This window comes from Natronolimnohabitans sp. A-GB9, from assembly GCF_030848565.1.
Taxonomy (GTDB): domain Archaea; phylum Halobacteriota; class Halobacteria; order Halobacteriales; family Natrialbaceae; genus Natronolimnohabitans.
The window spans coordinates 89,007-113,701 of sequence record NZ_JAVDDV010000011.1 but is presented as its reverse complement, the minus strand read 5'-3'; the positions used below and the strand labels follow the sequence as shown (position 1 = coordinate 113,701).

Sequence of the window (24,695 nt, the reverse complement as noted above, 5' to 3'; positions counted from 1 at the left end):
CGAAGACCTCAAAAGCGAAGATCCACAGGCAGAAGAGCGTTATGAGCGTATCAGTGATTTAGTCGAAGACATTGATCAAAGCGGTGTTACCAAGGGAGCGAAACAAATGAACGGCGGTCTCCATGTTGAATTTCCGACCGTCCCTTCTGCGGATTTACACGATTTCGAAAAAACGGTATTACACTTCCTATATGATGCCGGTGAAGTGGCGTCGACTTCGGAATTAGCTCGGGAACTAGCAGACCACTTGGATGAAGAGGTCGACGGTGACTCCTTCAAAAGCAAAGTTCAGTACAATGTTCAAAAGCTCGAAGAGAAGGGGCTAGTCGATCGAACACGAGTTGGTAATCGAACTAAGACAGAACTCGGAACTATGGGTGAACTCTGGGTCGAAACGCATCCTCGTTGATTGAAGAACGACTATCTTCAACCCTTGAACATCTCTTTAACATCCACTCAACAACCATCTAAAGATCGACGAGCGTGAGTGTGTCGGCGGCGGCCAACGACGAGAGAAGGTTGTCTGCCTGGTCGTCCTCGAGTGTCGCGAGGTTCTTGATCGAGTCAGCTGAATTTGGTTGGCCATAGACTATATGCTCAGGCGGTGGTGCAGAAGTCTTCACAGGCCTTGTACTTCCAGAATCTGATTTTCTGAACGAGAAAATTTCAACCCTGTTTGGAATGGTTCTATTGCAGCGTTTGAGCCCTGTTCATATAGCGGGCGCTATTAGAGATCTGCCGAGTTAGACCTTGAGACTAGTTCTGCACCACTGCCTATATGCTCAATGAGGAATGAGATACCAATACGGACTGGGGGAGGGGGATCCATCCACCACCACTATCCACCTACCGGCCTCCTGGTCCGTGTGTCACACGCACCACTACTGGCGTGGTTTTGATTCACTACGACGAGAAGGAGGGGAGTTTTCATGGGTTCTCCCTTCGGACATCGACCGACAACACTCCTGTCTAGCCGATAGGATTGTTAAGAATGTTCCTCGAGTACCTCCATGGTCTCGAACAACAGTGCCCGTCACGCATCGGCAATCTCTCCCTCAACGACGTCGATGATCTCCTGCGCAGTCGAGCTAATGCGCTCGAGTCGATCGAGAATCGCCTCCGGTTCATCACTTTCCCACGCGGCGAGGTAGAACGCTGATCCACTCGTGTCCAGCCCGAAATACCGACCGACGATATAGCCGACTGCTTCGGCCTCGAGTTCACGCTTTGCCCGTTCGTCTTCAGTATCGAGACCACCGTGCAACAGTGCGTGAGCGTACTCGTGAACGAGTGTGACGGCGAGATCAGCCTCGTTTTCACGATCACGGGCTTCCACGAGTGGCTGTTTCTCCAGACGATACTGACAGACACCCTTGGCGCTGCCGTGAGACCACTCCCGAGGAGGGACGACCTCAACCTCTACCTCAAGGACAACCGCTGCCTTGAGGAGTGCTGGCACCAGTTCGTCGGCAGTGCCGCTTGCCTCGGTCTCGAGTTCCGGGAGTGGCTCACCCTCAGTCTGGGAGATATCGAAGACTGGTGCTGGCCGAAAGCCGACAAGCCCCTTGTTCCACTCGTTGGGTTCCGTTTCGTCGTATTCGCAGTCACTCTGTTCGTGGTACGACGACGAGTTTCCACACTCGGGACACTTCCCCGCAATGATCGGTGCCCAGATCCAGATCGCCTTCTCGCCTTCGCTCACGCATCGATCGAACTCGTTTTGCCACGTTCTGTATCCGGCGACCCGAGTCGCGTGCGGACACTGGAGCTTGATCAGCAGTGTGTTTCGAGGAGAGTAGTCATGGAACTCGCTCTGGACGTCGAGCCACTCTCTGAATTGCTCGCTCGAAATCGCATCGTCGACCTCACAGACGAGGTCCTCAAGCCACGTTTCGATCGTACTGTGCATCTCGTCGTGCCGGGTATCCGAATCGTCGAACGTTTCCCGGGTGCTGTTGCTCGTAGCCATGTTCACTTCAGGTCCCTCGAGTCAAACTCGAGAAGACCGCTGGCCATCAGCGGGTCTCAAAAAACTACCGTGCGGTCAGCGTCGAGACGGTGAACGAGATAGGAAGGTTCTCAGCAGCGTTGCAGAACGGATTCCGCCCAAATCACAGCGTATCTTCGACGTACTGGTCTTCCCAGCGTCGTCGGTCTTCGATCTCCCGACGTCCTCGGCGCGTTACGGAATAGACGTTCGTCCGACGGTCGGCTTCACCTTTCTCGATCAGTCCTTTCTCGACGAGGGTGTCAAGATTCGGATACAGACGACCGTGGTGGATCTCTTTCTCGTAGTATTCCTCGAGTTCGTCTTTGATCGCGAGTCCGTGAGGTTCATCGAGTCCAGCAGCCACGTACAGGAGGTCACGTTGAAACCCGGTCAGGTCGTACATGGCCGATTCTATGGGAGGTCGTCAAGTAAATTTACGGAATTGTGACTGATGCGCTCTGTTGAAATCCTTGATCTGTGATTTTTAGGAGTCTTGCTGAATAGACAGCGCGAGTGTGACACGGGGTGAGGTCAAGCTCCGAAGGTCATTCAGTCTCAATATGGGAGAGTCCCAAAACGGTCGAACCGAATGTTACCCGCTACTCTCCGTCGGTTCGAGTGCGGTCATGACGCCGGCCACATATGCAGCGAGCCCGGTTCCCATGACGAGCAGTCCGAGTCCAAATCGGATGTCACCTGCGATCGGTAGTGTCGGACTTACACCGAGTAGTGCAGCCAGAGAGATTATGAACCCGACACCCAACACACTCCACCAACTGTTCATGCTATCCGGGTACTCGCGGTCAGCTCGAACCAGGAGAAGGAGTGCGACTCCCCACGTCACCCCTGTAACTGCTGCAAGGCCGAAATTCCCGATGTACCAGTAGAGTCCACTGCTGACGACCAGAACCACCAAAATCCCGACAAGCGCATAAAGAGCATTCTGATTCATCCCTATAAAACTCAATAAGTCCGGATAATAATAATACTGATTACACGACCGATACAACAGCCCACCAGCCACTTAATTTGACATTCGGGATGAAGGATTGAATTAACCGATTTGACGAACTGATACTCTCTATGCAGCAGTCAGAACCAGTCATCTTCTGAGATATTCAATAAACCCAGCTGATGTGATTTCAGACATACTTGCGAAAGCCCGGCAGCGAAACGGCCGTAGGTCGTGAGCTGCCCGGAACGTGGAGGTGGGAGGGGAGGTGGGTAGTGGGTGATCGGGCACCAGCAAAAAAGAGAGTTCGTTCGGCTACTCCCACCACCGACCGCGCTCTGGGAAGATGATTTCTGACCAGTGAGTCAGCGCGATCGAACACCGCCCATTGTACCAGTTCTTTGCCGCCGCCCTGAACCGCACTCGCTCACCTTCCCGCACCATCGTCTGCCGGCTCGCCTTCCAGATCGTGAACTTCGTTCGACCAGTTCCGTCTTCGAGCAATCCAACCTGCTGGATACTCGGACTCGAGGGCTCCCACAGTTCGAGCACACGACCTTCCACAGTGACCTCGCCTCGCCTGATTTCCTCGAGGGCCCCGATCGGCACGATCGTCCCTGCCTCGTGTTGCATCTCTTCTTTCGTATCCATCACTGCCTCGAACATGTCCGCGCCCTCGAGGACCCGACTGGCGATCCGCTTCGCGATGATCGCTCGTGTGTACCCACCGTCGACGTTCTCTGACAACCGCTGTGCCTGCCGATTGACTTGGCCCAACGTCGCTCGTCCAAGTTTCTCTCGAGGATCGACTTCCTTGGCTGGCCGCTGCTCCCGACGTGCCTGTTCAACCACTGCTCTCGTTCGCTCCGCTCGTCCTTCCTGTCGACCGAACGCTGCCTGTGCACTGATTCGCTCGAGTTCTTCCTCTCTGGCCCGAATGCGCTCTTCCTGGGCCAAGGTCACGCCGTAGATCCGATCCTCGCTCGTGTCGACGATCCCGTCTGGGTGGTTTGCATCGACCTTCGCTTGAATCTCCATCTCCACCGTGGCCCGGAACTCCGGAGTCTCGTCGACGACGTCCTCGTGCTCCGCTCGATCCGCTTCCTGCTCGTACGCTTGTTCATCGACCGAAACGACCTTACTAACCGACTTCTTACTAGACATTGGAATTTATTCCAAAGGCGCTCACTCGGCGTCTTTCCGACACCACGACTCTCCAGCCCTGGCTCTCTCGCTGTCCAACTCATCCATCACACGCGTCTCGCTCGCGCCTTCGTAAGCGCCCGTCAGGGCGCGAGCGAGACGCGCCGATGACAGATCCAACCAGTAACGCGCGGCGCTTCGATCGAAGCGAGCGGCCAGTTTTAAGCCGTTTTCGCGTCTGAGCGTGAGCGATGACCGAAAGTGCGCTTAATACTGGCATCCGAAGAGCGAGAGTGAGTGGAGAGCAGAAGCGGCGAGCGGGACGTGCCGTCTTTGAGAAGGAATCAACCGCCCTCGACAGCCAGCTGACCTACCCACGTGGGTGGGGTCGAAAGGGGCTGACGCGCTCGGGGAACCCCGACGACGCAAGCACCGCAGCCTGTGAGGCGCGCAGCGAGTCGCGGGACTCGAGCGAGTCAGGGGCTTTCAGCGATGTTGTTGAACCCACTCTAACAGAGTGAGAAGCTGGGTCACATAGGAACTGTTTTTCCAGATTCGATGCGGACTGATTGACTCGATAAGCGTTCGTGCCTCTTCGTGGCTCATGTGACCATTGCGGGCATAGTCGCAGATGAGCCCCGGTGTTGGGATGATTCGTGGGCCGGTGAGCACGGCGTGTGAGTGCGAAGTTCGTCCCGCAGAATCCATCGGTCAAGAGCCATTGACCTCGGGATCTACCACATCGACTTCAGCCAGGTCGACGCCACACCCCTAATCGAACCTTCTAGTGAGACGATTCCCATCGTTTCTGTCGACTACGTCAGGGGGGTTCGGACGTGATCGAGTCCCTCAAGAACCAGAACGTCGATCGAATCAAATTTGCAACACACGCACATGCTGATCACACATCGATTCTGTGATTACTCCTTCAGCACTCGGCCAAGATTTTCTAAATACTGAATAATATGGCAACAACTAATACAGAAACTCAACAGATATCGACGGGTTCATTTTTCAAATTCGAAGTTCACGTAGAATTTTCCGCCTCGGAGTTTCTCCCAGACTGGATCCCTCCCCTCGTCGAACTTGCCGAACTTGACAACGTCGTCGATATCCCTAATTTCGATGCCTCCTCGCCCCGATTCGCGCTCCCAATTTCGTGGTAACAGGATGATCCGGACCAAGTATCGATCGACGGTTCCGTCTGTCGGGTCATCGCCAACCGCTTCAGACGGTCCCGCACGACGAGCCATCCGGAACTCGTTTCCAGTCAGTTCGAATCGACCTTTGGTTGCCCGCTCGGGCATCACTGCCTTCACCTCAGTTCGAGTCATCTGTTCTCGTGACCATCCATCGGTGGCTACCGAATCGTATTGGCGGCCGAAGGGGTCGATATAATCGAAGCCTGGACCTCGTTCGTCGGAGGTGTCTACGAGTGCCCGAAAAACGGCCCGGGCAGTACTCTCATCCTCTTCAATCGTTGTTGCCGTAAGATGGTCAATAGCGTCCGAATAGTCGCTGATATCGTCGAGGAGTGGGCTATCGGGGTCGTCAAGGACAGCTGGCGCCGGTTTCATCCGCCAGTCATCGTAGGACCGCCAATCCTCAACCGCTCGGACGATATCGGAACGCACGTCTTCATTCAGAGATACGAAACGATTCCAGGCGCGTTCCATACAGATCAGTTCTGCGTCCCGGCCCCGGTCTGCAGGAATTTCGGCGTTACTGTACTCGGACGGCCTCCCGGTTTTGTTACCCACGGATGAGGAGCCACCCAGCTCTGGTTCACTCGGCTTCGAAAGTTCGGTCTGCGAGAAGTCGATCGTAGAAAACCGTGACTCCTCTGAAAGCCACTCCTTTGTCCGCTTCTTCCGAACTCGCTCCTGCCTAGCACAAGACGATACTTGCTTGTCGTTAGTAAACTCTCGAAAGCCGGCTCGTACTGTTTTGGCGCTCTCTGCCGGCGTCTCCAGTGCTTCACACAGCGTGTCGAACAACTTCCGATTCTCCTCGTCGGCGAACACGACATCCATCTCGAGTACCCTGGATCGCTCGTCTTGGCACCACGACAGCACGGCCTCACGAAGTGGTGCGGGCACAGGACCACCTTCGAGTTCAGGCAGGGTGATCAATGGAATGTCCCGAAGCTCGGCACGTTTCTCAGGGAGTCTAGGGATCACCTCTGACGTCGATGCGGTCGCGCCTGGCACATCACGTCGTCTCGCCTTTTCGATCGCGTCAACGAGTACGTCCTCGCCGGGATCGGCTGTCTCTGTGACAACAGCCCAAAATTCCTCGACAGTGGAGATCGCCGTTACGTAGGTTTCGATCACATCTAATGTTTCTAAGCCACCCCATTCGTCCAGATCGGCCCACGGATCAGATTCTGCGAGTTTTGCGAGTTGGAAGTTCGAGGCGTCCTTCGCGACTTGAGCCATCAACTGTTGTCGGTGATTCGTATCGCTCTCTCTGGCGGCGACAACACAGCGCTTCACATCCTGTTCGTCCAGACCCCCTGTCTTGGACAACTTCGCCATCCACGTTGCTAACAGGTCGGAGTCACCGCCCCAGTCGTCAGACCCGGGATCGGCGTCAAGCAGCTCCTTCCAGACTGTTTCGGCGTCGATCGACGTCCACTTCACCTCGGGAAGAGATCGCGAACCATCCAGATGGTCAAGAAGCGTATCGAGAGCCGAGTGGACGCGGCGGAGTCGGTTTTCGTTCAATTCCGCAATCCGGGCCTCGATATTCATCAAGTCGTCTTTGTACTCCTGTTCCAGATGCGGGAGTTCCTTCATCAGCACGTTCTCGAACGCATTACGAGTTCGTTGCGACGGCTGGTCGTCTATCACCTGGACCAGTCCGTCGGCCGCGTAGAACTCAGGAATCGAACCGTCGTCTGTCGCGTTAAGGATGTCCTCGAAGACTGCAATACACGTCTCCTCACTGTCTGGTGGGATCCACAACGCTGACCGTCGATCGCCGGGGCCGTCGTTAGAGCGTTCGACGACGCCGATAGGGTTGTTGGTGACTGTCTGAAGCTCTGAGTACACGCTCTCAAGATCTACCTGTGCGTTTGTCGCCCGGTCGTACGCTGCGACGAGATACGAAATTCTGTCGTCGATCGCATCAGCCAGTGTCTGGAGTTCCGATCGATACGAGTCGCCGATGCTCGCACCCTGAGCAGGCTGAAGTTCTGGGATTTCGCCTTCGTCTCTCGTCTGAATCCCGAATGAAAGCACCGGGTTCTCGTCAGCAGAGTCTCCTAGTACTCGTGCGAGATCGCCAGATCTGTCCGCCGGAAGTTCGACGAACGCGCTCCGTCGGTCTTCCAGAATTCCGCGCGCGTATCCGGGAAGTCGTTCAGTATAGATGTCGATCGAAACCGACGGCGACCTCAAGTCACCTTCCCCAATCGCCACGGAGGTGAAGTTTCCGCCCTGGTTCACGAGCAGGCGTGTTCCTGTATGCCACACATCCCGACGCTGCCACCGTCGCTGTAGATCAGCTTCCTTGTTCGGGACGTACTCTCTGAGGTGCTCTCGAGTCACAAACCGGCGTACAAGACCGAACGCCGCACGGCGTATCGCCTCGGATGAGTCAGGGGGAAGATCGGAGAGATCACCGCTCGATGGCCCCTCGACGGCCGCTTCCTGCGCTCGCAAGAACCAGTCGAGTTGCGCTGCTGCCTCCGCGGGGGTGTGTTCATCGATCGGTTTCGCTCCGAGTGAGAATCCAACCGCCCGTATATCGATGTCGAACGCGTCGATTTCGAAACGATCGCATGCTTGGTCAATGTCTTCGTGAAGCATTTCGACGTCGATAGCCGGGATTTCACCCTCGACGTTCCGCCCGCGACCACCTTCACTGGGGTCGAATACGAGACGGGACGCTGGATTAAGACGCGATTGATACGGCCCGAGGTGCCCCTCTTCGTGCTCCCAGTCGCCAGTGTTGGGCCACTTGGTCGGCCAGAGGGAAGTGGTTCGAAGTTGCACGAGTCCCAGGGCCGGGATCGATCGTTTATTCGATCCCATGGTGTGCCCGGTATCGGTGCAGAACCAGGCGGTTTCGAACAGATTTCCCGACAGTTCGGGCCACGCGAGTAAGACCGCACGACGAAAGCTCCTCGTTGCTTCCGCGTTCAGTCCATCGAGTTCGGTAAATCGCCACCAGGTGGGAATGACGATATCGTTCCCCCCTAACTGGATCCACTCACTCGGGTCGCAGTCGAGAAAATTGTCACGGCAGTTTGAAGTGTGACTCGCGCTGAACGCTGGATGATTCTCCGCCCGCCAGCAGATCAACGCGTATTGTTCGAGTTCGTCATCGGTCGGATCGATCGGACTCGCCTCAAGCTTGGCACCAGCACCGGTCGACAGCTGTCGAGCGTCACCCAGATCAATAGCTCCTGTACGACGATCCCGTCCGTTTCCGCCAGGGAAGAACCACCCCCACTCGATGTGAGGGCCGATCTGTACGCCGACGTGGATCAAAAAGTTGAGTAGCCACAGATCACGCTCCTCATTTGGGATATCAGCTTCGTCGACGATCGCGTCCCACTGGTCGCCCGGAGGAGCAACCATCGGCGTATCCTGTCGATCTATCTCGGAGGCATACTCGATCGCTGCTGCCCACCGTCGAAGGTCTGTGGCTCGATCACTCGCCTCCTCCTGGCCGATTGCCGCAAACGGGTCATCGACCGATCCCGACTCGAGGGCGTCGGCGACGCTCTCGAACATATCGATCCACTGTGGACCGAATGCCAGTTTTTCTGCGGCTACAGCCTCTCCAGAAGCCGTCGGGAGCGGAATGCATTGCGAGTATCGGCGTTCGAGGAAGGTGTCGTGATCGTCTGGAAGGCTACCGAAGTAGTTCCCACTCAACAAATCTTCGACACCGACTTGCCGTTCGCCACCGCTGAACTGACGATTCTGGTGTGGAGTAGGGTATAACCACAGTGTCCGTTTGACGGACGTCTCGTTACTGATCGTGTGATAGAGATCGAGAAGGTACCCACGCGTCTTTTCGTCGGCGTCGACCCCACTATCATTCGGATCCGAGAAGCCGCCAACCTCCGCGGCTATGCGCTGATAGTACGTCGCGGGGCCTTGCAGGGCCCGAGTGCCCCACTCTCTGTAATTGGCCGCTAGCGTCCCCGACCAATCTTCGTCGAACGGCGTGATGTAGACGTCTAACGTCTCGGGCGGTGCAGTGAGATGATCGATCGACGATTGCGGAGAATCGCTCGTCTCCGACCGTCGGAACACGATCCGGTCACTACGCTCGTACCGATCGAGATTCCCACCGGCATCTCGTCTCGAAGCCCGGACCAGATATCCGATCTCCGACTCCGCCTCAGCGTGACCGTCTTCGTGTACCTCTGCGGGGAGGAGAGGGACGTACCACTCGCCCAGTTTCTGGGCTGGGTCCCGGTCGCAATCGATTTCATCATCGTCTTTATATCTATTGAGTGCAGCACATATCGATTCGAAGTACTCTCGAGCGTGCTCCTCGCTCTCGATCGTGACTCCCCACGAGAGTCTCTCGGTGTTTGCTTCCGATCTTTGAGGATCAACTCCCCATACGTCACGGAGCGTCGACACGAGGCCTGGGGCGTCTTCGTCCTGGTGGAAGGGTCGGTCTATGACTGTGGTGAGACCGATCTTCGAAGCGATATCGCGGTTCTGTTCGGACTGAATCGTACGGGCGTCTCGTGCGCGTTCGAGCCAAATCGCACCACGGTCAACGGATTCCTCAGCAACGACAGGTGAAGAGTCGACAACTGCTCGGAGTGGCTCGAACGCGTGGAGTCGGTCCGGATCCAACAGTACTTGGGTCGGCTCTAAGACGTCGCCGTCGTGGGATGGAACGATAGCCGTCTCGCATAACGCATCACACACTGCCGGTGTGATATCAAGTGAACTGTCAGGCCTGGGCTGGAAGGGCATCACAAGCCACGGCATCCAGGCAGCGAAGTCGTCGTTGAGGGTAGCCCCATCCTCAGTACTGATCAAATCTATCGCAGCCTCCGAGACGAAGTCTGGAATTTCTTTCAGGAGCTGAGCATTGACATTGCTTCTGTCGAGTTCTTGGCGGTCGAACCCAACCTGAAACGGCGCGTGAACGACGAACGGGAAGGGCGTCTTGGCCTCCTCAATCGGGTAGAAGAGATACAACGGGTACCGTTTGGGAGCCCACCGGTCGTCGTTCGGTCTTGGTGCCTCGAACAGGAGCCGTATCGGTTCGTCGAACGTTCCTGCGTCACTGTTCGAGTCGTCGCTGATCTCCGTATCAACTTCCACTGGACGGGAGTAAAGGCGGAAGAGACGCTCGGTCCGCTCGGCCGATCTATTAGTGTTTTCCGTCACCGTCACCGTCCTTCGGACGGTGTCCGATCCGAAACCGACCGATTGGTCTTCGTCGGATCTGATCTCAATTCGTCGAGACGTGTCGAGGACGAGCTGGTCGGTCATTTCGTCTCGCGTTACTCTGAGAAATTCGATATCGCCGATCTCCCCGAGCAAAACAAGCGTTTCACGATCAAGACCGGCGCATTCGTTCCAAATCTTTTGAGGTGCCCCGTCGGCAATCTCACCGTCGACGTCGCTCCGACTGTCGGTGAACTGCCGTATAGCGTTCGGATGGTGTTCAGAAAGTGACCCTTCAGTCAATGGTTCCTGTAGCTCGTCGAGTAGGGCTGCCCACCGTTCGTCGGCGTAATCCAGTCTCAGAACTGTCCGGAATTCCCCCTCAAGATCAGACAACCGGTCTTTGAGGGCGTCGTCTATAGACGCACTACCATACGAGTCGTCGGTCGGCGTATCGAGCAGTACGTCGGTGAAGTCGCGGGTTTTTCCCGACTCGTTCGAAGATTGATCGTCGGCGAACGGATAACGAAAGAGCGAGAGTCGAGGCAGGTCACGCAACACTTCGACTGGATTCGGAGGTGTCCGTCCGGAATTCCCCGGCTGTAGTCGGGATAGCTCTCGAACGTCGAGCTCGTCCGGAGTTGGCGAAACGACGGGCAGCGAGAGATCGTCGACGATCGATACACAATCGTCGATGACAGCGGGCTCGTACTCCTCTTCGAGGATAGTTCGAAAGTCGGGATCGTCTAACAGGTCGGCGTACGTTTCCAGGAGCATCGATGCCGACCGAGATCGAGAGAAATGTGCCGAGACTCCCTCACTGTCCACCACCGAGTGAATCGAGAACTGTTCGGCAGTTTGGAGGATTGACTTCATTCCAACCCCCTTCTCGCCGATCGACCCTCGGTCGTACGCCTTTTCCGACCGGTTGAGAGCCGTAACAGCCTCGAAGGTCTGTTCATCGTGAAGCCGGAAGGGGCTCCCTGTATTCGCGATGTACAGCGACTCGGGACCCACGATCACCGCGACGGAACCAGGCCTATCACTACTCTCCGAATTTTTGTCGCGTCCAGACTGAATTGCGTCGCGTGCGTTTTGAATCAGTTCGAGAATCGTTCGCTCGTCGTGAGCAGCAGAGACGGCCTCGTTACCTGTTCCGAGGTCACCCTCTTTTCGCCACCCGCTCGCATTGTTAAGCTGATCAAGAAGATCACGCTGTTCTTGTCGACAAAGTCGGTGAATCTTAGCTTGCACACCCATCAAATCACTATGATGTCGTTTTCAAGACTCTCCGGCCCAACTTACTTAGTTTTGATGAATTAACAATATGGTGTAAATTCTCACGATTGGACTTTTCTACATCGTACAACATGGCCGTGATCAGACGATCTTGATGCGTATCGACCGCTTTCACAATTTTTAGTTGGCAGTCCGCCAGCGCACGCCGCTAGCTCACACATTTAAACCACCAATATAACCCACGATCAGCCGAATCAGGCACTCAGTGGTCTAGCTAGGTGATTAGAAATTAAGAACCACCGATAATAACGACGACTACTCGTGCAAAAAGCTGCGTTCCCTACGGAGGTCAGCTTCGCCGCCACAATCGCTGCATCCGTGTTCGGAGTGATGATGGCCCCTCATCTTTCTCGGAAGGTGACTCAGTGGTACCCTCGAGGTCGTTCTCCTGTTGTTCAACGACCGATCGTAACTGCTGGCGCTCTGCTGTGAGTTGTTCGATTTGGTCACGTTGATCTGCAACGATCTGCTCCAGCTCGTCGATACGGGCCTCGAGAAGGTCGTTCTTCTCCTCGAGGTACACTCGATCACCCCCTACAGAGCCCGGTTCCGCGATACCACCCTCGAGAGTCCAAGCCGTGTCAGTATCAGTCTCAGCAGCAGTATCCACTGACGTCTCTACAGTAGGCGTCGTCGGCTCGTAGAAGTCACCCGTCGCAGCGATCGCGCGCTTGAGGGTTTTCTCCCCGTACGTCGATCCATCGGCGTGGTGGACGTCGTCCCATTTGCCTCGAATGAGCCCTGACTGTCGAAACAGCCGGTCCATCTGCATCCGATTTCCACCAGTCCAGAACGCCAACAGACAGCACAGTGCCATATCGGCTTCCGACTGGCTGTCGTATCCACTGATGTTTCCTCGCCATAGCCGGTCGAACTTCTCTCCGTTGCCCGCCGAGCGGGCTTTCTCGAGCAGTACCTCATCCTCGAGATCGAGCGTCTGACTCTGACCCGACTCATCACGTCGACTGTCAGTGGCGTCGACGTCGTTGGTATCGTCTTCAGCGACGAACTCCTCATGAACTGCCTCGAGGGCGTCCTGGCGTTCGTTGATCGACGTCGGCGTCCCGTCGACGTGGTCTGCAGTCACGGTGAAGAAGCGAGACTGGTCGTACATCTCGACACCACCGCGCCGATTTCTTCCGTCCGGGAGGTCACCATGCACGAGGACGTGATAGCCCGTTCCAGATGGCGAGACTTCTGTGTAGGACTCGAGTTGCTGGATGATCTCTTTTGCTTCCGGATCCGGCCTTCCCGTGTCTGGATCTCGGCACTTATCCAGGTCGATGCCGACGAGTGGGTCCGTCCGCGTAAACACGAAACCGATCCCATCTGCTCTACCAGTGGATGCATACTCGAGTGCGGTCTCGAGATCACTCCATGTACGGTCGTCCGTCGACGATGCAAAGTCACCGGTCTCCGGATCAACTGGAATCTTTGTCGGGTCACCGTTTCGGTTCTCTTCTCGCCAGCAGATCCACTGCTCGCGACCGCACATCTCCGTCGGTAAAATTGACTTATCAATCATAGATTCAACAGCCACACTCTATTCCAGTGCGCTGGCTGCCACTGTTCTCCAGTCCAACAAACCCCACACGAGGTGACCGCCTCACAGAAGACGCACTCGAGGTCGCACCACCATTCGACGCAGTTTCTTCCCTTCCCAGTCGACCAACAGCAGTTCCAATGGGTACCCCCCGTTCTTTCTCACTTGGTTTTTGCCGTAACAGGACCCCCGAATCGGGAGAATTCCTGTTCTGTAACGCCTCTACAGAACGTACGGCATCGCCTCGTCGAAAGAGCGGTGTTACAGCAAACGCTACTCTGCCGTAACACCGTCCCGTCTGGCGTTTTTCCGATAGTACGTTCGGGTTCCACATTCTGTGCCGTAATTCTCCCGGGAAATGCTGTACAACGGCTTCTCGATGGGTTTTAGCAGAGCTCATGCTATTCCTCGAGTGTCCCTTGGTGATCTAGTCGCAGACCCTCGTAACACCGGACAAGCTCACCGTCACGTCGCTCCGTTATTCGATTGAGTTCGATGTGGTTGCCTAACCGACGGGCGAACCAGCTCTTGCTATCCGGATCAATGTCATGCTGTGTGGCCCACTGTTCATAGCAATCATACACTGTGCTGGCAGCGACCGTACTGGTCGGCTCCTCAATGAGGTACAGACTCGCGAATCGTCCAACAACTGCATCTGCATCATCAGCAATCTCTGCTAGTAGCAGTTCGCTGGGCTCGAACGAAGATTCCTCTTCATCACTGCTCTCGCTCGCTGAACACACGTCTTCATGTTCGAGCACTGTCTCAAGTGCGGCAGTCTCCCCATCTGTGTAGACGACCGGTTGATCATCGGTTCGAAGAACGACGATCGAATAGTCATCAGGACCATAGCCGGGATAGGAAAGCTCGGCTTCGGGAACGAACGGTTCCATGATTCGGGTCCACTTCTCGGAAAACGCCTCTTTCGAATCGTAGACGTACTGCAGCCCCTGTTCGGAAACGATGTACTCTCCAGCAGCTTGATCGTAGCTGTACACTGCAGGTACGTGGTCTCTCGAGAGTTCTGCTACCGATGTCGTCTCTACGAGACTGTTGCCCTGGCCATTCTCGAGGACGATTCGTCCGTCTTGGCGTTTCCAGACGGTCTGCTTGCTGTTTTCGGTAGCTGGTCGGACTGCCGTTACGCCACCGTCTGTCGTTGCACCACCGTTAAACGAGAGTGCTCGATCTTTGGTGTACAGTCGTATCTCTCCGGTCGAAAGCTCTCGAACGGGAGATGAGAGAACCCCATCGACCCGCTCTGCCCAGTAGGTCTCCGGCGTTGCCTCTTCGACGACGAAGATCGGGTGCTCGCCGGCGTCCTGAGCTTTTCGAAGGTTTGCCAGTACCTGTGCAGGGTTATCAGGGGTTGTCGTTTCCACTTCAATCGCGAAGGGGCGATCACAGTCAGGATGAACCGCTCTCGCATCAGGTTGTTCGCTCCCGTCCTGTTTTGGAACCGAGACGGTACAGCCGATCTTCGTCAATGCAGCGTCGATCCGTGTGATCGCCTCGTCATGGCGGATACTACCTGCTGCCCTGCTCTCACCGGTGTCGAGTGCTACGACAGATTCACCAGCGTCTGTAAGCCGAACAGCGACGTCACGGGACGTCTGACTTAACCCCACCTCGATGAGACGAGACCGCTGACGGACATCAGCGAGCTCCTCGAAAGAGGGAAGATCGGAATTTGCGTGTTCCTCCTCAAATGCCGTTCGTAGCTCTACATCGACGGTTTTTGCGTCTATCCAGCCGTTGTCCTCGCGGCAGTCCTCTCGGAGTTGGAGATTCCGAATAACGTGAGCAAGTGCGTGGTCGAGGTCCGAACTGTCCGCCCCAAGAATGTCCTGGAGTGGTTCCGGAGCTTCCGCGGTCGGTGCAGTCGACTCGTGAACACCAAACTCCCGTCGTGTTCGGTCGTGAACTCGAGCAAACGCCCGCTGGAACTGCCGCTCTTCGTACTCAGAGAGCGGGTCGTCACTCTCTGGATGACCTGGTGGGATCGGGAGTGGCTTGATACTGAACGGATACGGACCCGTCTCCCCAAACACAGGGCTCGGGAGTTGGGCAATCCACTCACCTCGAGGCAGTGATCGCACCCGGTTCGCGAAAGCCGTCGGATCGAGATCCTCGTGTGCCATCGCCCGTGCCAGCTCACGGTCGACGTTCACTTTGCCAAGGATCGGACTTCCGATGTTGTTGAGCGCGTTCAGATAGACACGTCGGCCACCCTCTGCTTGCATCTGCTCTGGGAACTGCATCGAGAGACCAACCGACAGACGGAAGCTGCGTCCTTTCTCGAGTAAATCGTTGAGGACGTCAGAAACAACGACTGACGCTGCCTCGTCGATAAGGAGGTTCACAACGTAGTCGTCGGATCGTTGGCCGAGGTCGTCTTCGTGTGTCCGGAGTGCATCCTCGAGTGACGTGAGAATAACGCCGGTCAGCATTCGTGCAGCATCATCACGGAGATCGCCGAGGTCGAACAGGACGATCTGATTCTCGTCGAGGAGTTCCCTGAAGTCGAACTGCGGATCGGTGTTGTTGAAGATTCGCCGGAGGTGCGAATCCTGTGAGATGTAGGCGAATCGATTACTGACTCCGCCCATCACGTTCGCAAACGTACGCCCGTCAGACTGGAGTTGGCGGCGTACCGTTCGGGTAACTTCCGGATCGCTCGAGGTCGGGATTGCGTCCTCGTTCGGATTGGGCGGTCCAGCCTGCCAGAGCTGGTCGAGTGCGTGCTCGAGTTGTTGATGAGCGAAGTAGTCCGAAGACGCACGATGGCGTCCGTTCTCTCGACCGTGTTCCTCGTCGAACAGTGTCTTGATGAGTGCCTCGATCAACAGTGGGGAGGCCGTTGCCCGTTCGTATCGGTCTCGCCCCATCACGAGCTTCAGGATCTCCTCGTAGTGATCGGCTTTCCGTTGAACAGCATCGACACGCCGTTGTCCGTGTGAGAGTCCAGGTGTGAGGTTGAAAAACGAAAACCCAGGGAGGATATCCGGAACCGAAAAGTGGAGGACGTTCTCCTCGAGGTCGTCGACGCCGAAGCGGTGAGCATGGGCTCGAAGGTAGTTTTCGGTCATTCCGTCGCCTTTCGGATCGACGAGGATAATCGGGCCATCAGTACTCTCATAGAGTGAGAGCATGTCGTTGATGAGCGCTTTCGACTTTCCAGCGCCGGTGGTTGCTGCTCGAAGGTAATGTGTCGGCAGCAACTGTGGTGGGATCCGCGTCGGTTCGTCCTCTGGAGTCCCGTTTTCGTCGAGTGCGTACCCGATCGCCATCCCCTCACGGAACTGTTCCATCAGATCGGGGTTTGGCCGTGGCAGTGGGTTTCGCGACCGCTGTTCTGAACGCACACCACGCGACCCGTCGACGGTCAAGTCCTCTCCGCCGGGAACGACTACCAGGTTCGCGAGTTCGTCGGCGTTAAACACGAGATCAGGCCGGGTTTTCCTGCCACCAGTGACGATCTCCGCATTGAGAACTCGCTCGAGGTGCCGTTGTGCTCGCTTTGCTTTCCGCCTCGACAGGATACCCTTCTCACGAATTCGACGGCCAACGAGTTCGTAGAACGGTCCCTCAAGCGGATCTAACGACGACTTCAGTTGCTCGATTTCTGCGTGAAGATCAGTATCGTCTGGATCTCCCATCGCGATTGCCCGCACATTCACAGTGAACGTCCTCCGGGGATGTTTGCTCTCGATTCGGCGAATCCGGTTTTGGGTCTCCTGAGACAGTTCACGCTCTTCGGGATCGGCGTCGACGGGTTCGAGCCACGAGCCGATGAGGTCTTCAGTCCACGTGTCGCGCCCATCGCGAAGATTCGATTTGCGGATTTCAGCGTCGTCTCGCCAGTCCGGCTTGCGTTGCCAGACGACTTGATATGCGGTCGGCACCGTCATCTCGTGCAGTGCATCAACGATCGCCGATAGCGGCGGGCGCTCTGCATCGTATTCTTCGTCCGGCTCGTCGATCACGAACGGCGTGATCGTCGTCATCCAGTCTTCTTTGCGACCGGTCTTGCCCATCCACTCGACCCCGAGCGGAGAAGGCTCGACATGCTCGTCGTCTCCCTCTGCGGCGTCTATGAATTCATCCTCGCTCGAAGGGTGGTGTTCGTCTAACTCGAGGTCGGAGTGCTCCTCTTGTGAGGTGTCTCCCTCGAATACGAGCGCTTCCTCGAGATCGAGTTCTGTCTTCGTGATGGTGAAACTGTGCGGAAAGATCGACGTGAGGCGTTTCTCAAGTGTCTTGACGTGTGCCTCTTGGTCAACCCCATAGTAGAATTCGACTGGCTCGTCGGGTCCCGTAGAGACGACGAGGAACTCGAACGTCGGTGGTGCAGTGTCTACCCGTGGATCCGCTCGGTTCCAAAAGCTCGTCGCAGCTGGATTCGAGAGTTTGTGAAGGCTCTCCAACGTAGCAGGAACGTCCGTTCGCTGAGTGGGTTCGGACGACGGCGTGATCTTCAGATACTCACGACTAGCCATCCGTCCTCTCACCTTCATCCTCACCGCCATCTGTCTGGGTCGGCTGTGTCACCTGTGACGAAGTGGACGACATCCTACTCTCAGCGAAGTCTCGAGACGCCTCACTGGACCGACCCGGAAGATCGGCCTGAGACTGGGCTTTCGGATCGAAGTCGATCACAGCCGCCTCGTCTTCCATTGCTCGAACTTCGATTCCCCGCCACTCGCCGTCGACGCCGACGAGCGCCTCTGAATAGCCCGTCCGGTCGTTGCCGGGAACGGCCTCCTGGACGAAGCGCATCTGTGCCGAGTTAAGACCGAACTCGTTGGCCCACTCGCGATCCATGCCGTCGAGGTGGTGGAACTGCTTGATCGCACACTGGTCGATAATCGCCTCGGACTCTGGATGCTGGAAGAACTCGTCGACGGTCTGGGTCACGAGTCGGATCGAGAGGTTGTGATGTCGGTGGTGACGGAAGACGATCTCGAGGTACTCGAGACTCGCTGCGTCCTGCATGATGTAGCGAGCCTCGTCGATGACGAAGACGACCTCTTTGTCCGTCTCCTTCGCACGCTCGTAGACCAACGAGATCAGCAACTGCATGACGAGACTCGTGCTTCCACCGAGGCTGCCTTCCTGCTGGGCGAGGTCGAGATAGATCACCTTCTCGTCGCGGATGTCGAACTCGGTCTCTCGTCCCAGGTTCTCGTACCGGCCGTCTTCCGCGAACGGGCGAAGCTGATCGATGAGCCACGTCGCGTCTTCGCCGATCTTCGTCGCTTCCTCGTCCGTCCGCACGACGTACTCCGTCGGCGTCTCGACCATCTCCTCGAGGATGTCGAGGACGTCCCGCATCGTCGGGCTCTCGTTGTGATGAGTCGCGATATCGTCAGTGATCCCGTTGCGTGAATAGGCGCGCTCGATCGCGGTCTCTAACGTCGTCCGGCGGTCACCGAGTGTGATTCCCCGGAGCGCGAAGTAGTTCGAGAGGAAGCTCATCACGCTATCGAGCTTTTCACGGTACGGGCTGGCGTCCTTGCCCATCGCCCTCTGAACACGCTCGGGAGTGGGCTTGATCTCGAGTGGGTTCAGTCCCATATCGCCGCCGATCGTGATTCGTTCGCCACCAAGTGCTTCGGCGACACCGGCCCAGTTGTTCAACGGCTCGAGGATGATCCCGATACGGTCCTCGCTTTGTTCGATCGAGCGGATGAAGTTTTGCTTCGAGCCGAACGATTTCCCAGAGCCTGGATCACCGATCGTGAACATTGCATAGCCGTTCTCTCGAGCGAACGGGTCGATAACGACCGGGCTCTGGTTCTTCCAGTGAACACCGAACTCGACGCCGCCGTCCTCGAGGATCGTGGCGTTGTGTGGCGATGCGAGAAGTGCACCGACCGCACCACCGAGTGCCGTTGCCTCTCGGCCGAACGGGTTGGGGCCGACCGGAGCTGCAGTCTGGATGGCGAGGTCTTGCTTACAGATAGCCGTCTTCGGCGAGAGCCCAGCGGGTTGCTCACGAAGCCGGCTACGAACCGTCCGGACGGCGTCACGAAGTTCGTCACGTGACCCCGCTCGAACTGTGATGAACATGCCTTGCTCGAACACCCGACTCCCGTTCTCGACGCTCTTGTACGTCGACAGCGCCTCGTTGGCCCGCTCTTGCAGATAGCTCCCGCGAACAGTACTCTCGAGGTCAGCATCGGCCTGGAGGTCGTCAGCCACTCGCTGGAGTTCGTCTCGAGCTTGCTGCTGGCTCTTCGGGGTAATATGGACCGTCAGATCGAACTCGACGTCCGTGAGCTCGAAGAGTTCGGTCAGATAGCCATCTTTCGGGTAATCCGGATAATCCGCGATGTAGAGCGTGGACGTCCATTGGTCACCGACTCGAGCGGTACGTGTATCCCACTCGATCGCCGCCGGCGCGACGGCGTGTTGATGGTGTTCTGCGATGTCGTCGAGGATCTGCCCTTCCTCGAGGCCGTCTTCGACGGTCGTCTCCTCGAGGAGATCCGCGAGTTCGACTTCTTCGACGTCTTCAGCTCGCCAACGATCCCACCCCGCCTTCGCGAGAAGCGTGAGCAATGCCGTTGCACCGATGTAAAGGGCAAGCCCAGCCTGTGTCCCTGAATCGGGGAGTGTCTCGATCATTGGTCGACCCTCCGTTGATGGTCGACGATCGGACGATCACGGATCGCATCCGCTCCGTCGTCGTATTCGTGTTCTTCGCCGTTCCAGAAGTCCATCGAGAGGACAAACAGTTCGACCGTCGTCAGTCGATGAGCGGACCACCCTGCTGCCTTCTGGATAAACTCCGTCTGGAGGCCATGACATCGGTTCTCGAGTTTCTCAAACATGGCCGCCCGAATCTCCGCGTCGGTCATGTCGCTGCGACGGGTCACGAACGGATTGAACAGGAAGCCGACCACCGGAAACGAGGTGAGCTTCTCTGCAGGAGATTGTTCGTCCTGGTACCGATCGTAGACCTCGAAGGGGTCGACTTCGACGCCGATGAAATACCGTACCTGTTGGGTCCCCTCGAGATCTCGCGGACGTTGCTCTCGATACTCCTCGAGTAACTCTTTGAAGATCGGGTTTTGCTTGACGTCGCTGTCAGTGAGCCGCCCATCGATTCGCTCGATCAGCTTCTCGACCGGGAACGACCGCGTCGTGGCGTGGAATTTGAGCGTGAAGTCGAGTTCCTTGTTCGCGAACTCCTCGCCGAGTTGCTGGATTTGAGCCCAGTCACCGGACATCGCGAAGTCCATGTTCCCGGGGTCGATCTCGAGGTAGGCCTCCATCGCGCCATCTGAGCGCTCGATTGCACCGGCACCAGGCCACGCTCGCCTGATGTTCGTGAGGTCCTGTGTTCGCTCGTCCGGTTTGAACGGCGTATAGCTCACGAGCCCGCCTTCGGTACTCGCTTCGGTGGACTCGGTCGTGGCCTCCGTGCTGTAGGTAAATCGAGGGCGCTTGCAGTAGTGGCGGTAAACATCCCCCAGCCACGTCGACGCCGGGAGGTGGTTGGGTGACGCGTAGACGATCGACCCACCAAGGACGACACCGAGTAAGACGAACGGTAAGATCGCACCATCGAGTCCCGTGAGGCCACCAAAGAGGAGACCAGCAATCGGGAAGCCAAGAAGCACGTAGACGTCTCCTTCCTCGATATTCAAGATCGGTATGCGACTCTCTTCACCCAGTTCGTCCATGATTCGACGGCCAGCTGCATCGTGATCTCGTGTCATTCAGTAATACCCCGGATCGTTCTCGGTGCGACGGTACGCCGGGACGCCTTCCTGGCCGTACGCATCTGTCGCAACGTTATCGTGGTCGGTTCGTCTTCCGCTGCCGCCGCTCGAGTTTCCAGACTGTTGGGGTGAGCCACCGCCTTGGCGCATCTTCGACGCAGCCGTATAGCCAGCAGCCGCTTTCGGTCCCCACGCCGCAGTCGTGGCTGCTGCAGCAGGGCCTGCAACAACACCGGCCCCAACGGCTGCGCCAGCTGTTACTGCGCCCTTGGTCGTCGCTCCGATGATCTTCGTCGTCATCGGGCTGGCATACTTGAACAGCTTCCAGACGATGAGAATCGAGAGCAGTGGCAACGTAACCGCGATGAGGTAGCTCAGGAACGAACTATCCGGAACGAGCGCCGAGTCCGTCCCCTCACTGAACAGGAGTTCATACCCCTTGAATAGCAGCGCCACTGGAATCGGCATGATCGCAAGCGGCACGAACTTCATACAGACCGTACGGGCGATGTGAGAGACGACGGGAAGATTCCCATAGGCCAGTGCGATACCAATCGGCATCGCATAGATCAAGATGTACAACAGGATCTCGCGAAGGAAGAACAGCGCCTGTAAGATCCACATGGCGACAGCGCCAACTCCAGTGAGGAAGAGAGCTAGTGCTGGGTTCGAAACGGTTAAACGGAGCAATTCAATCATTGTGGCAGTCACTGTCGAAATGTCTGGAATAAGAGCAATGGTGAAGCCGTCGACGAGATAGAGCGCTAACACAGCGACCCAGTACCACGTTACGATCAGGAACGCACCCGTCCAGGCACTGCGCTTTGCCTTTCGCGTCTCGTACGCACTGCCGATATTGAAGATCCGGATCGTATGTCTGCCCTGGACACACATCACGAGCAACAACAGGGAGACGAGCATGATCTCCCCAGCAACGAGATTGCCGTGGATCTCTTCCCACGGTGTGTTCGACGGCTGACCGAACACGAATGCACCATCCGTCTCCGGTGTTGGCGTGCCGAAAACCTGTGCTGTGACGGCTCTATATCCATCTGTCAGTCCCTCCTGAAACCATTCGATGAGCTTGTCAACTGCGTCTTCGAACCACTTGATCCCGATATCCGAGAGTGACCATGACATTACGAGGCCCTCTCAATTTCGATTTCACAGTCATCGGGAGTGGTACCGAGATAGTGGATGATGTAGTCAAGAGTAAGATCTCTAGCATGGCTTGTAGAGAGGCGGACGGTGAACTGCCCATTTCGTCCGATCGAGTCACACTTCGATCGTGTGCTCGCTGGCGAAAAGGGGAGTGTGTTGCTGTAGATCAGTACTGTCTCTCCTGCAGGAAGAGCTATCGACTCTGCATCCGCTCCAAAATCGCTCTCCGGATCGTGGATCCCACTCTCACCCGCCTCATCGAAGCTGTCATGTGATGGAAAGGGGACATCCCCTTCAAACCGAAGCGTGGTAGCTGCGGTTGGCCCAGTTCCCCGATTTGTCACAGTAAGTATCCCCTCTGCTTCCGTACTGAAGTCACTCGCACCTTCGTACATCTCCTCGGGATACTCTCTGGCCAACCGGAGCTCCGTTAACTCGAGGTCGGGCTCGAGCGTAACCGTCGTTGTCTCGACTGTCTCGTCGTCACTGAGACCGAGGAGTTCGTACTCTCCTGGTGGATAGTCCGTTCCAACCTTGACGGTCGTGTGAGACACCCCCGATTCAATCGTTCGCTTGGCAAATAGCTCGCCAGAGGGGGCGACGACGTTGAGTTGGTCGATCGCCTCTCGCTCGAGGTCGATCACTAACTCGAGTCCGTCGACATCGACGCTCTGGATGACGTCTCCATCTGAGGGGGACTCGTCGTCACTGGGATCACTCAGCGCAGAGCAACCCGCAAGAGCGGTACTAATCCCTGTGAGAATGCTTCCAAGAACGATACGTCTGTGTCGAGTGTTCTGCTTTCGCGTCATAGCGTGTCTTTCATTTTCAAGAACGATCCGATTCGTTTCGCTGCGTACAGTGCAACTGCAAAAGGGAGCGCATATCGCACGACGTCGACCACAAGCGTGAACCAGCCTGTCGGGGTGGCTAACGGGTGCCACGTTTCAGTGGCCGTATCACCGAGATATGCCGGGCTGTGTGAGCGCCACGAGCCAGGATGGTACTCTGCCGTGTAGATTCCTGGCTGGTGGACTGTGACCTCAGCAATGCCCGCTGCGTTCGTCCGCACCTCCTGATCGCCGACCGTGATATATCCCTGGCGGGAGGTCGTGCCGATCAACGAGAACCGTGGACCGATCAGTGAATCCTCGAGCATGATCGGTGCTCCCGTCTCACTATCGCGAAGTTCGACCCGGAGTGTCGTCGCAGTCGCGTTCGACTCGACGATTTCGATGGAGAGATCACTCTCACGAATCAGCCGTTCTGACCCCCCATCTGGTTCGACGAGATCTGCGGAAACACCTCGAACGATCCCAGAGACAGCAATCGCCTCTCGATCGATCTCGTCGTGACGGAGGGCGAGTCCGTACGATCGTGTGTACGGCTCTGAAACGACGTCGATATCCGCGTTCTCGTGGATCGTCGGTTCAGGTGACGAACTCTCAGTACCCCATGTTTCGAGGATATCTGGCCCATCGCGGATCGGCTCTGTACGCGGGCCTACTTCAGACGGATATGCGTGGACGTATACCGGGAGTGCATCGGAGTCCGCTGTTTCTCTGCCCCCTCGAGTGGACGTCGTGAGTTCGTCCCAGCCGGTGTCACGGGCGGTGTAATATCGCCAGACACCGCGGACTCTTGCTTCGCCGTCGTCCGAAAGTGTGTAGCCGTGCCATGGCTGGGCCTGATAGATCGCAACGCCATGGTCTCCATTCGGGTACGAGGCGTGGTAGATCGATGCCCGCAAATCGTAGACCTCGACCTCGAGGTCCTGTGAGACGGTCACCTGATCCGTCGTCACCTCCGTCCGGTTCCCGAGATCCTGCTCAACTCGAGCGCTGATATCTGCCTCGAGTGTCAGGGTGGCCGATCCGCCACGGTCGAGTTCGTATTCGAACGTGGGTGTTTGTGTCCCGTCGATAGTCTCGAGGACGTCGTCGTCACGGAGGAGACGCACTTCTTCGATTCCGTGAGTTTGCACCGATGAATTGCTATCGAGACGAACACGATAATCGACGAACCCACGGAGTTCACCATCTGGAGCGATGTAGTGAACCGTCTCGTCGGCATCCAGGTGTACTCTCGTCGACGGCTGGATCGCGAACGTCGTCGCGTGGGCATCGGCAATGAGTACAGAGTCCGTGAGCTCTGCATGCGTGGGATAGACCGAGGTTTCTGTACCGCCACCCTCGAGAGATTCATAATCGTACGCCGTCCAGCGTTCGGCGGTATCTGGGGGCTCTTTGAACGTGATGTCCGTGCAATTGCCGAGTTCCTGCATGGCCGTTCGCTGCTCATCATATCGCTCCTCGTACTCGGCATCACTGAGACACTCATTCGGAGCTTTCGACCAGAGCGTCGCCGTCTCGTTGACGTCTAACTCACTGTCGTCAGTGCCCGGTCGTGGTGGAGCGTCGGCACTCACCGCAGTCACCCCTGCGAACGCGAGCGTGACGGCAACGAGAGCGAGCACCGCAACCAGGTGAAGGCGAGTGTGATGCAC

14 protein-coding genes and 1 pseudogene are annotated in these 24,695 nt (G+C 56.8%); 1 reads left to right on the top strand and 14 read right to left on the bottom strand.

Annotated features, from left to right (window positions below):
- On the top strand, nucleotides 1–409 hold a 409-nt coding region (locus tag RBH26_RS14750), incomplete at its 5' end, for a helix-turn-helix domain-containing protein (RefSeq protein WP_306759137.1).
- 624 nt (nucleotides 410–1,033) lie between these two features.
- On the opposite strand, the gene RBH26_RS14745 is transcribed toward RBH26_RS14750, so the two are convergent.
- The 14 genes and pseudogenes from RBH26_RS14745 to RBH26_RS14680 form a co-directional block, all read right to left on the bottom strand.
- A complete protein-coding gene (locus tag RBH26_RS14745; protein ID WP_306759136.1) occupies nucleotides 1,034–1,969 on the bottom strand; it encodes an ArdC-like ssDNA-binding domain-containing protein in 936 nt (311 codons plus the stop codon).
- Between the two features lie 142 nt (nucleotides 1,970–2,111).
- Entirely contained in the window at nucleotides 2,112–2,393 is a 282-nt protein-coding gene (locus RBH26_RS14740) for a helix-turn-helix transcriptional regulator (protein ID WP_306759135.1), read from the bottom strand.
- Between the two features lie 189 nt (nucleotides 2,394–2,582).
- Entirely contained in the window at nucleotides 2,583–2,942 is a 360-nt protein-coding gene (locus RBH26_RS14735; RefSeq protein WP_306759134.1) for a sterol desaturase, read from the bottom strand.
- Between the two features lie 315 nt (nucleotides 2,943–3,257).
- Complete coding sequence (locus RBH26_RS14730) at nucleotides 3,258–4,106, bottom strand: DNA-binding protein (RefSeq protein WP_306759133.1); 849 nt, start codon at nucleotides 4,104–4,106, stop codon at nucleotides 3,258–3,260.
- 349 nt (nucleotides 4,107–4,455) lie between these two features.
- On the bottom strand, nucleotides 4,456–4,593 hold the full coding sequence (locus RBH26_RS14725) for a hypothetical protein (RefSeq protein WP_306759140.1): 138 nt from the start codon (nucleotides 4,591–4,593) through the stop codon (nucleotides 4,456–4,458).
- A pseudogene (locus RBH26_RS14720) lies at nucleotides 4,572–4,800 on the bottom strand (hypothetical protein); the annotation flags it as partial. The gene RBH26_RS14725 and the pseudogene RBH26_RS14720, both read right to left, overlap by 22 nt.
- Before the next feature lie 292 nt (nucleotides 4,801–5,092).
- Nucleotides 5,093–11,710 (bottom strand): hypothetical protein, encoded by a 6,618-nt coding sequence (locus RBH26_RS14715; protein WP_306759132.1) that lies wholly within the window; start codon nucleotides 11,708–11,710, stop codon nucleotides 5,093–5,095.
- Nucleotides 11,711–12,044: 334 nt separating this feature from the next.
- Nucleotides 12,045–13,280, bottom strand: a complete 1,236-nt coding sequence (locus tag RBH26_RS14710; RefSeq protein WP_306759131.1) for a hypothetical protein — start codon at nucleotides 13,278–13,280, stop codon at nucleotides 12,045–12,047.
- A 419-nt stretch (nucleotides 13,281–13,699) separates the two neighbouring features.
- Nucleotides 13,700–17,797 carry a conjugal transfer protein gene (locus RBH26_RS14705; protein ID WP_306759130.1) on the bottom strand — a complete coding sequence of 1,366 codons (4,098 nt, stop codon included), beginning with the start codon at nucleotides 17,795–17,797 and terminating at the stop codon, nucleotides 13,700–13,702.
- Complete coding sequence (locus RBH26_RS14700; RefSeq protein WP_306759129.1) at nucleotides 17,790–19,928, bottom strand: transferase; 2,139 nt, start codon at nucleotides 19,926–19,928, stop codon at nucleotides 17,790–17,792. Before RBH26_RS14700 ends, RBH26_RS14705 begins: the two co-directional genes overlap by 8 nt.
- Nucleotides 19,925–21,025 (bottom strand): hypothetical protein, encoded by a 1,101-nt coding sequence (locus tag RBH26_RS14695; protein ID WP_306759128.1) that lies wholly within the window; start codon nucleotides 21,023–21,025, stop codon nucleotides 19,925–19,927. Before RBH26_RS14695 ends, RBH26_RS14700 begins: the two co-directional genes overlap by 4 nt.
- Nucleotides 21,026–22,168, bottom strand: a complete 1,143-nt coding sequence (locus tag RBH26_RS14690) for a hypothetical protein (RefSeq protein WP_306759127.1) — start codon at nucleotides 22,166–22,168, stop codon at nucleotides 21,026–21,028.
- Nucleotides 22,168–23,001: a hypothetical protein gene (locus RBH26_RS14685; protein WP_306759126.1), complete on the bottom strand. Its 834-nt coding sequence runs from the start codon at nucleotides 22,999–23,001 to the stop codon at nucleotides 22,168–22,170. Before RBH26_RS14685 ends, RBH26_RS14690 begins: the two co-directional genes overlap by 1 nt.
- Complete coding sequence (locus RBH26_RS14680) at nucleotides 22,998–24,674, bottom strand: hypothetical protein (protein ID WP_306759139.1); 1,677 nt, start codon at nucleotides 24,672–24,674, stop codon at nucleotides 22,998–23,000. The genes RBH26_RS14685 and RBH26_RS14680 overlap by 4 nt, the downstream gene beginning before the upstream one ends.
- Between the last annotated feature and the right edge of the window lie 21 nt (nucleotides 24,675–24,695).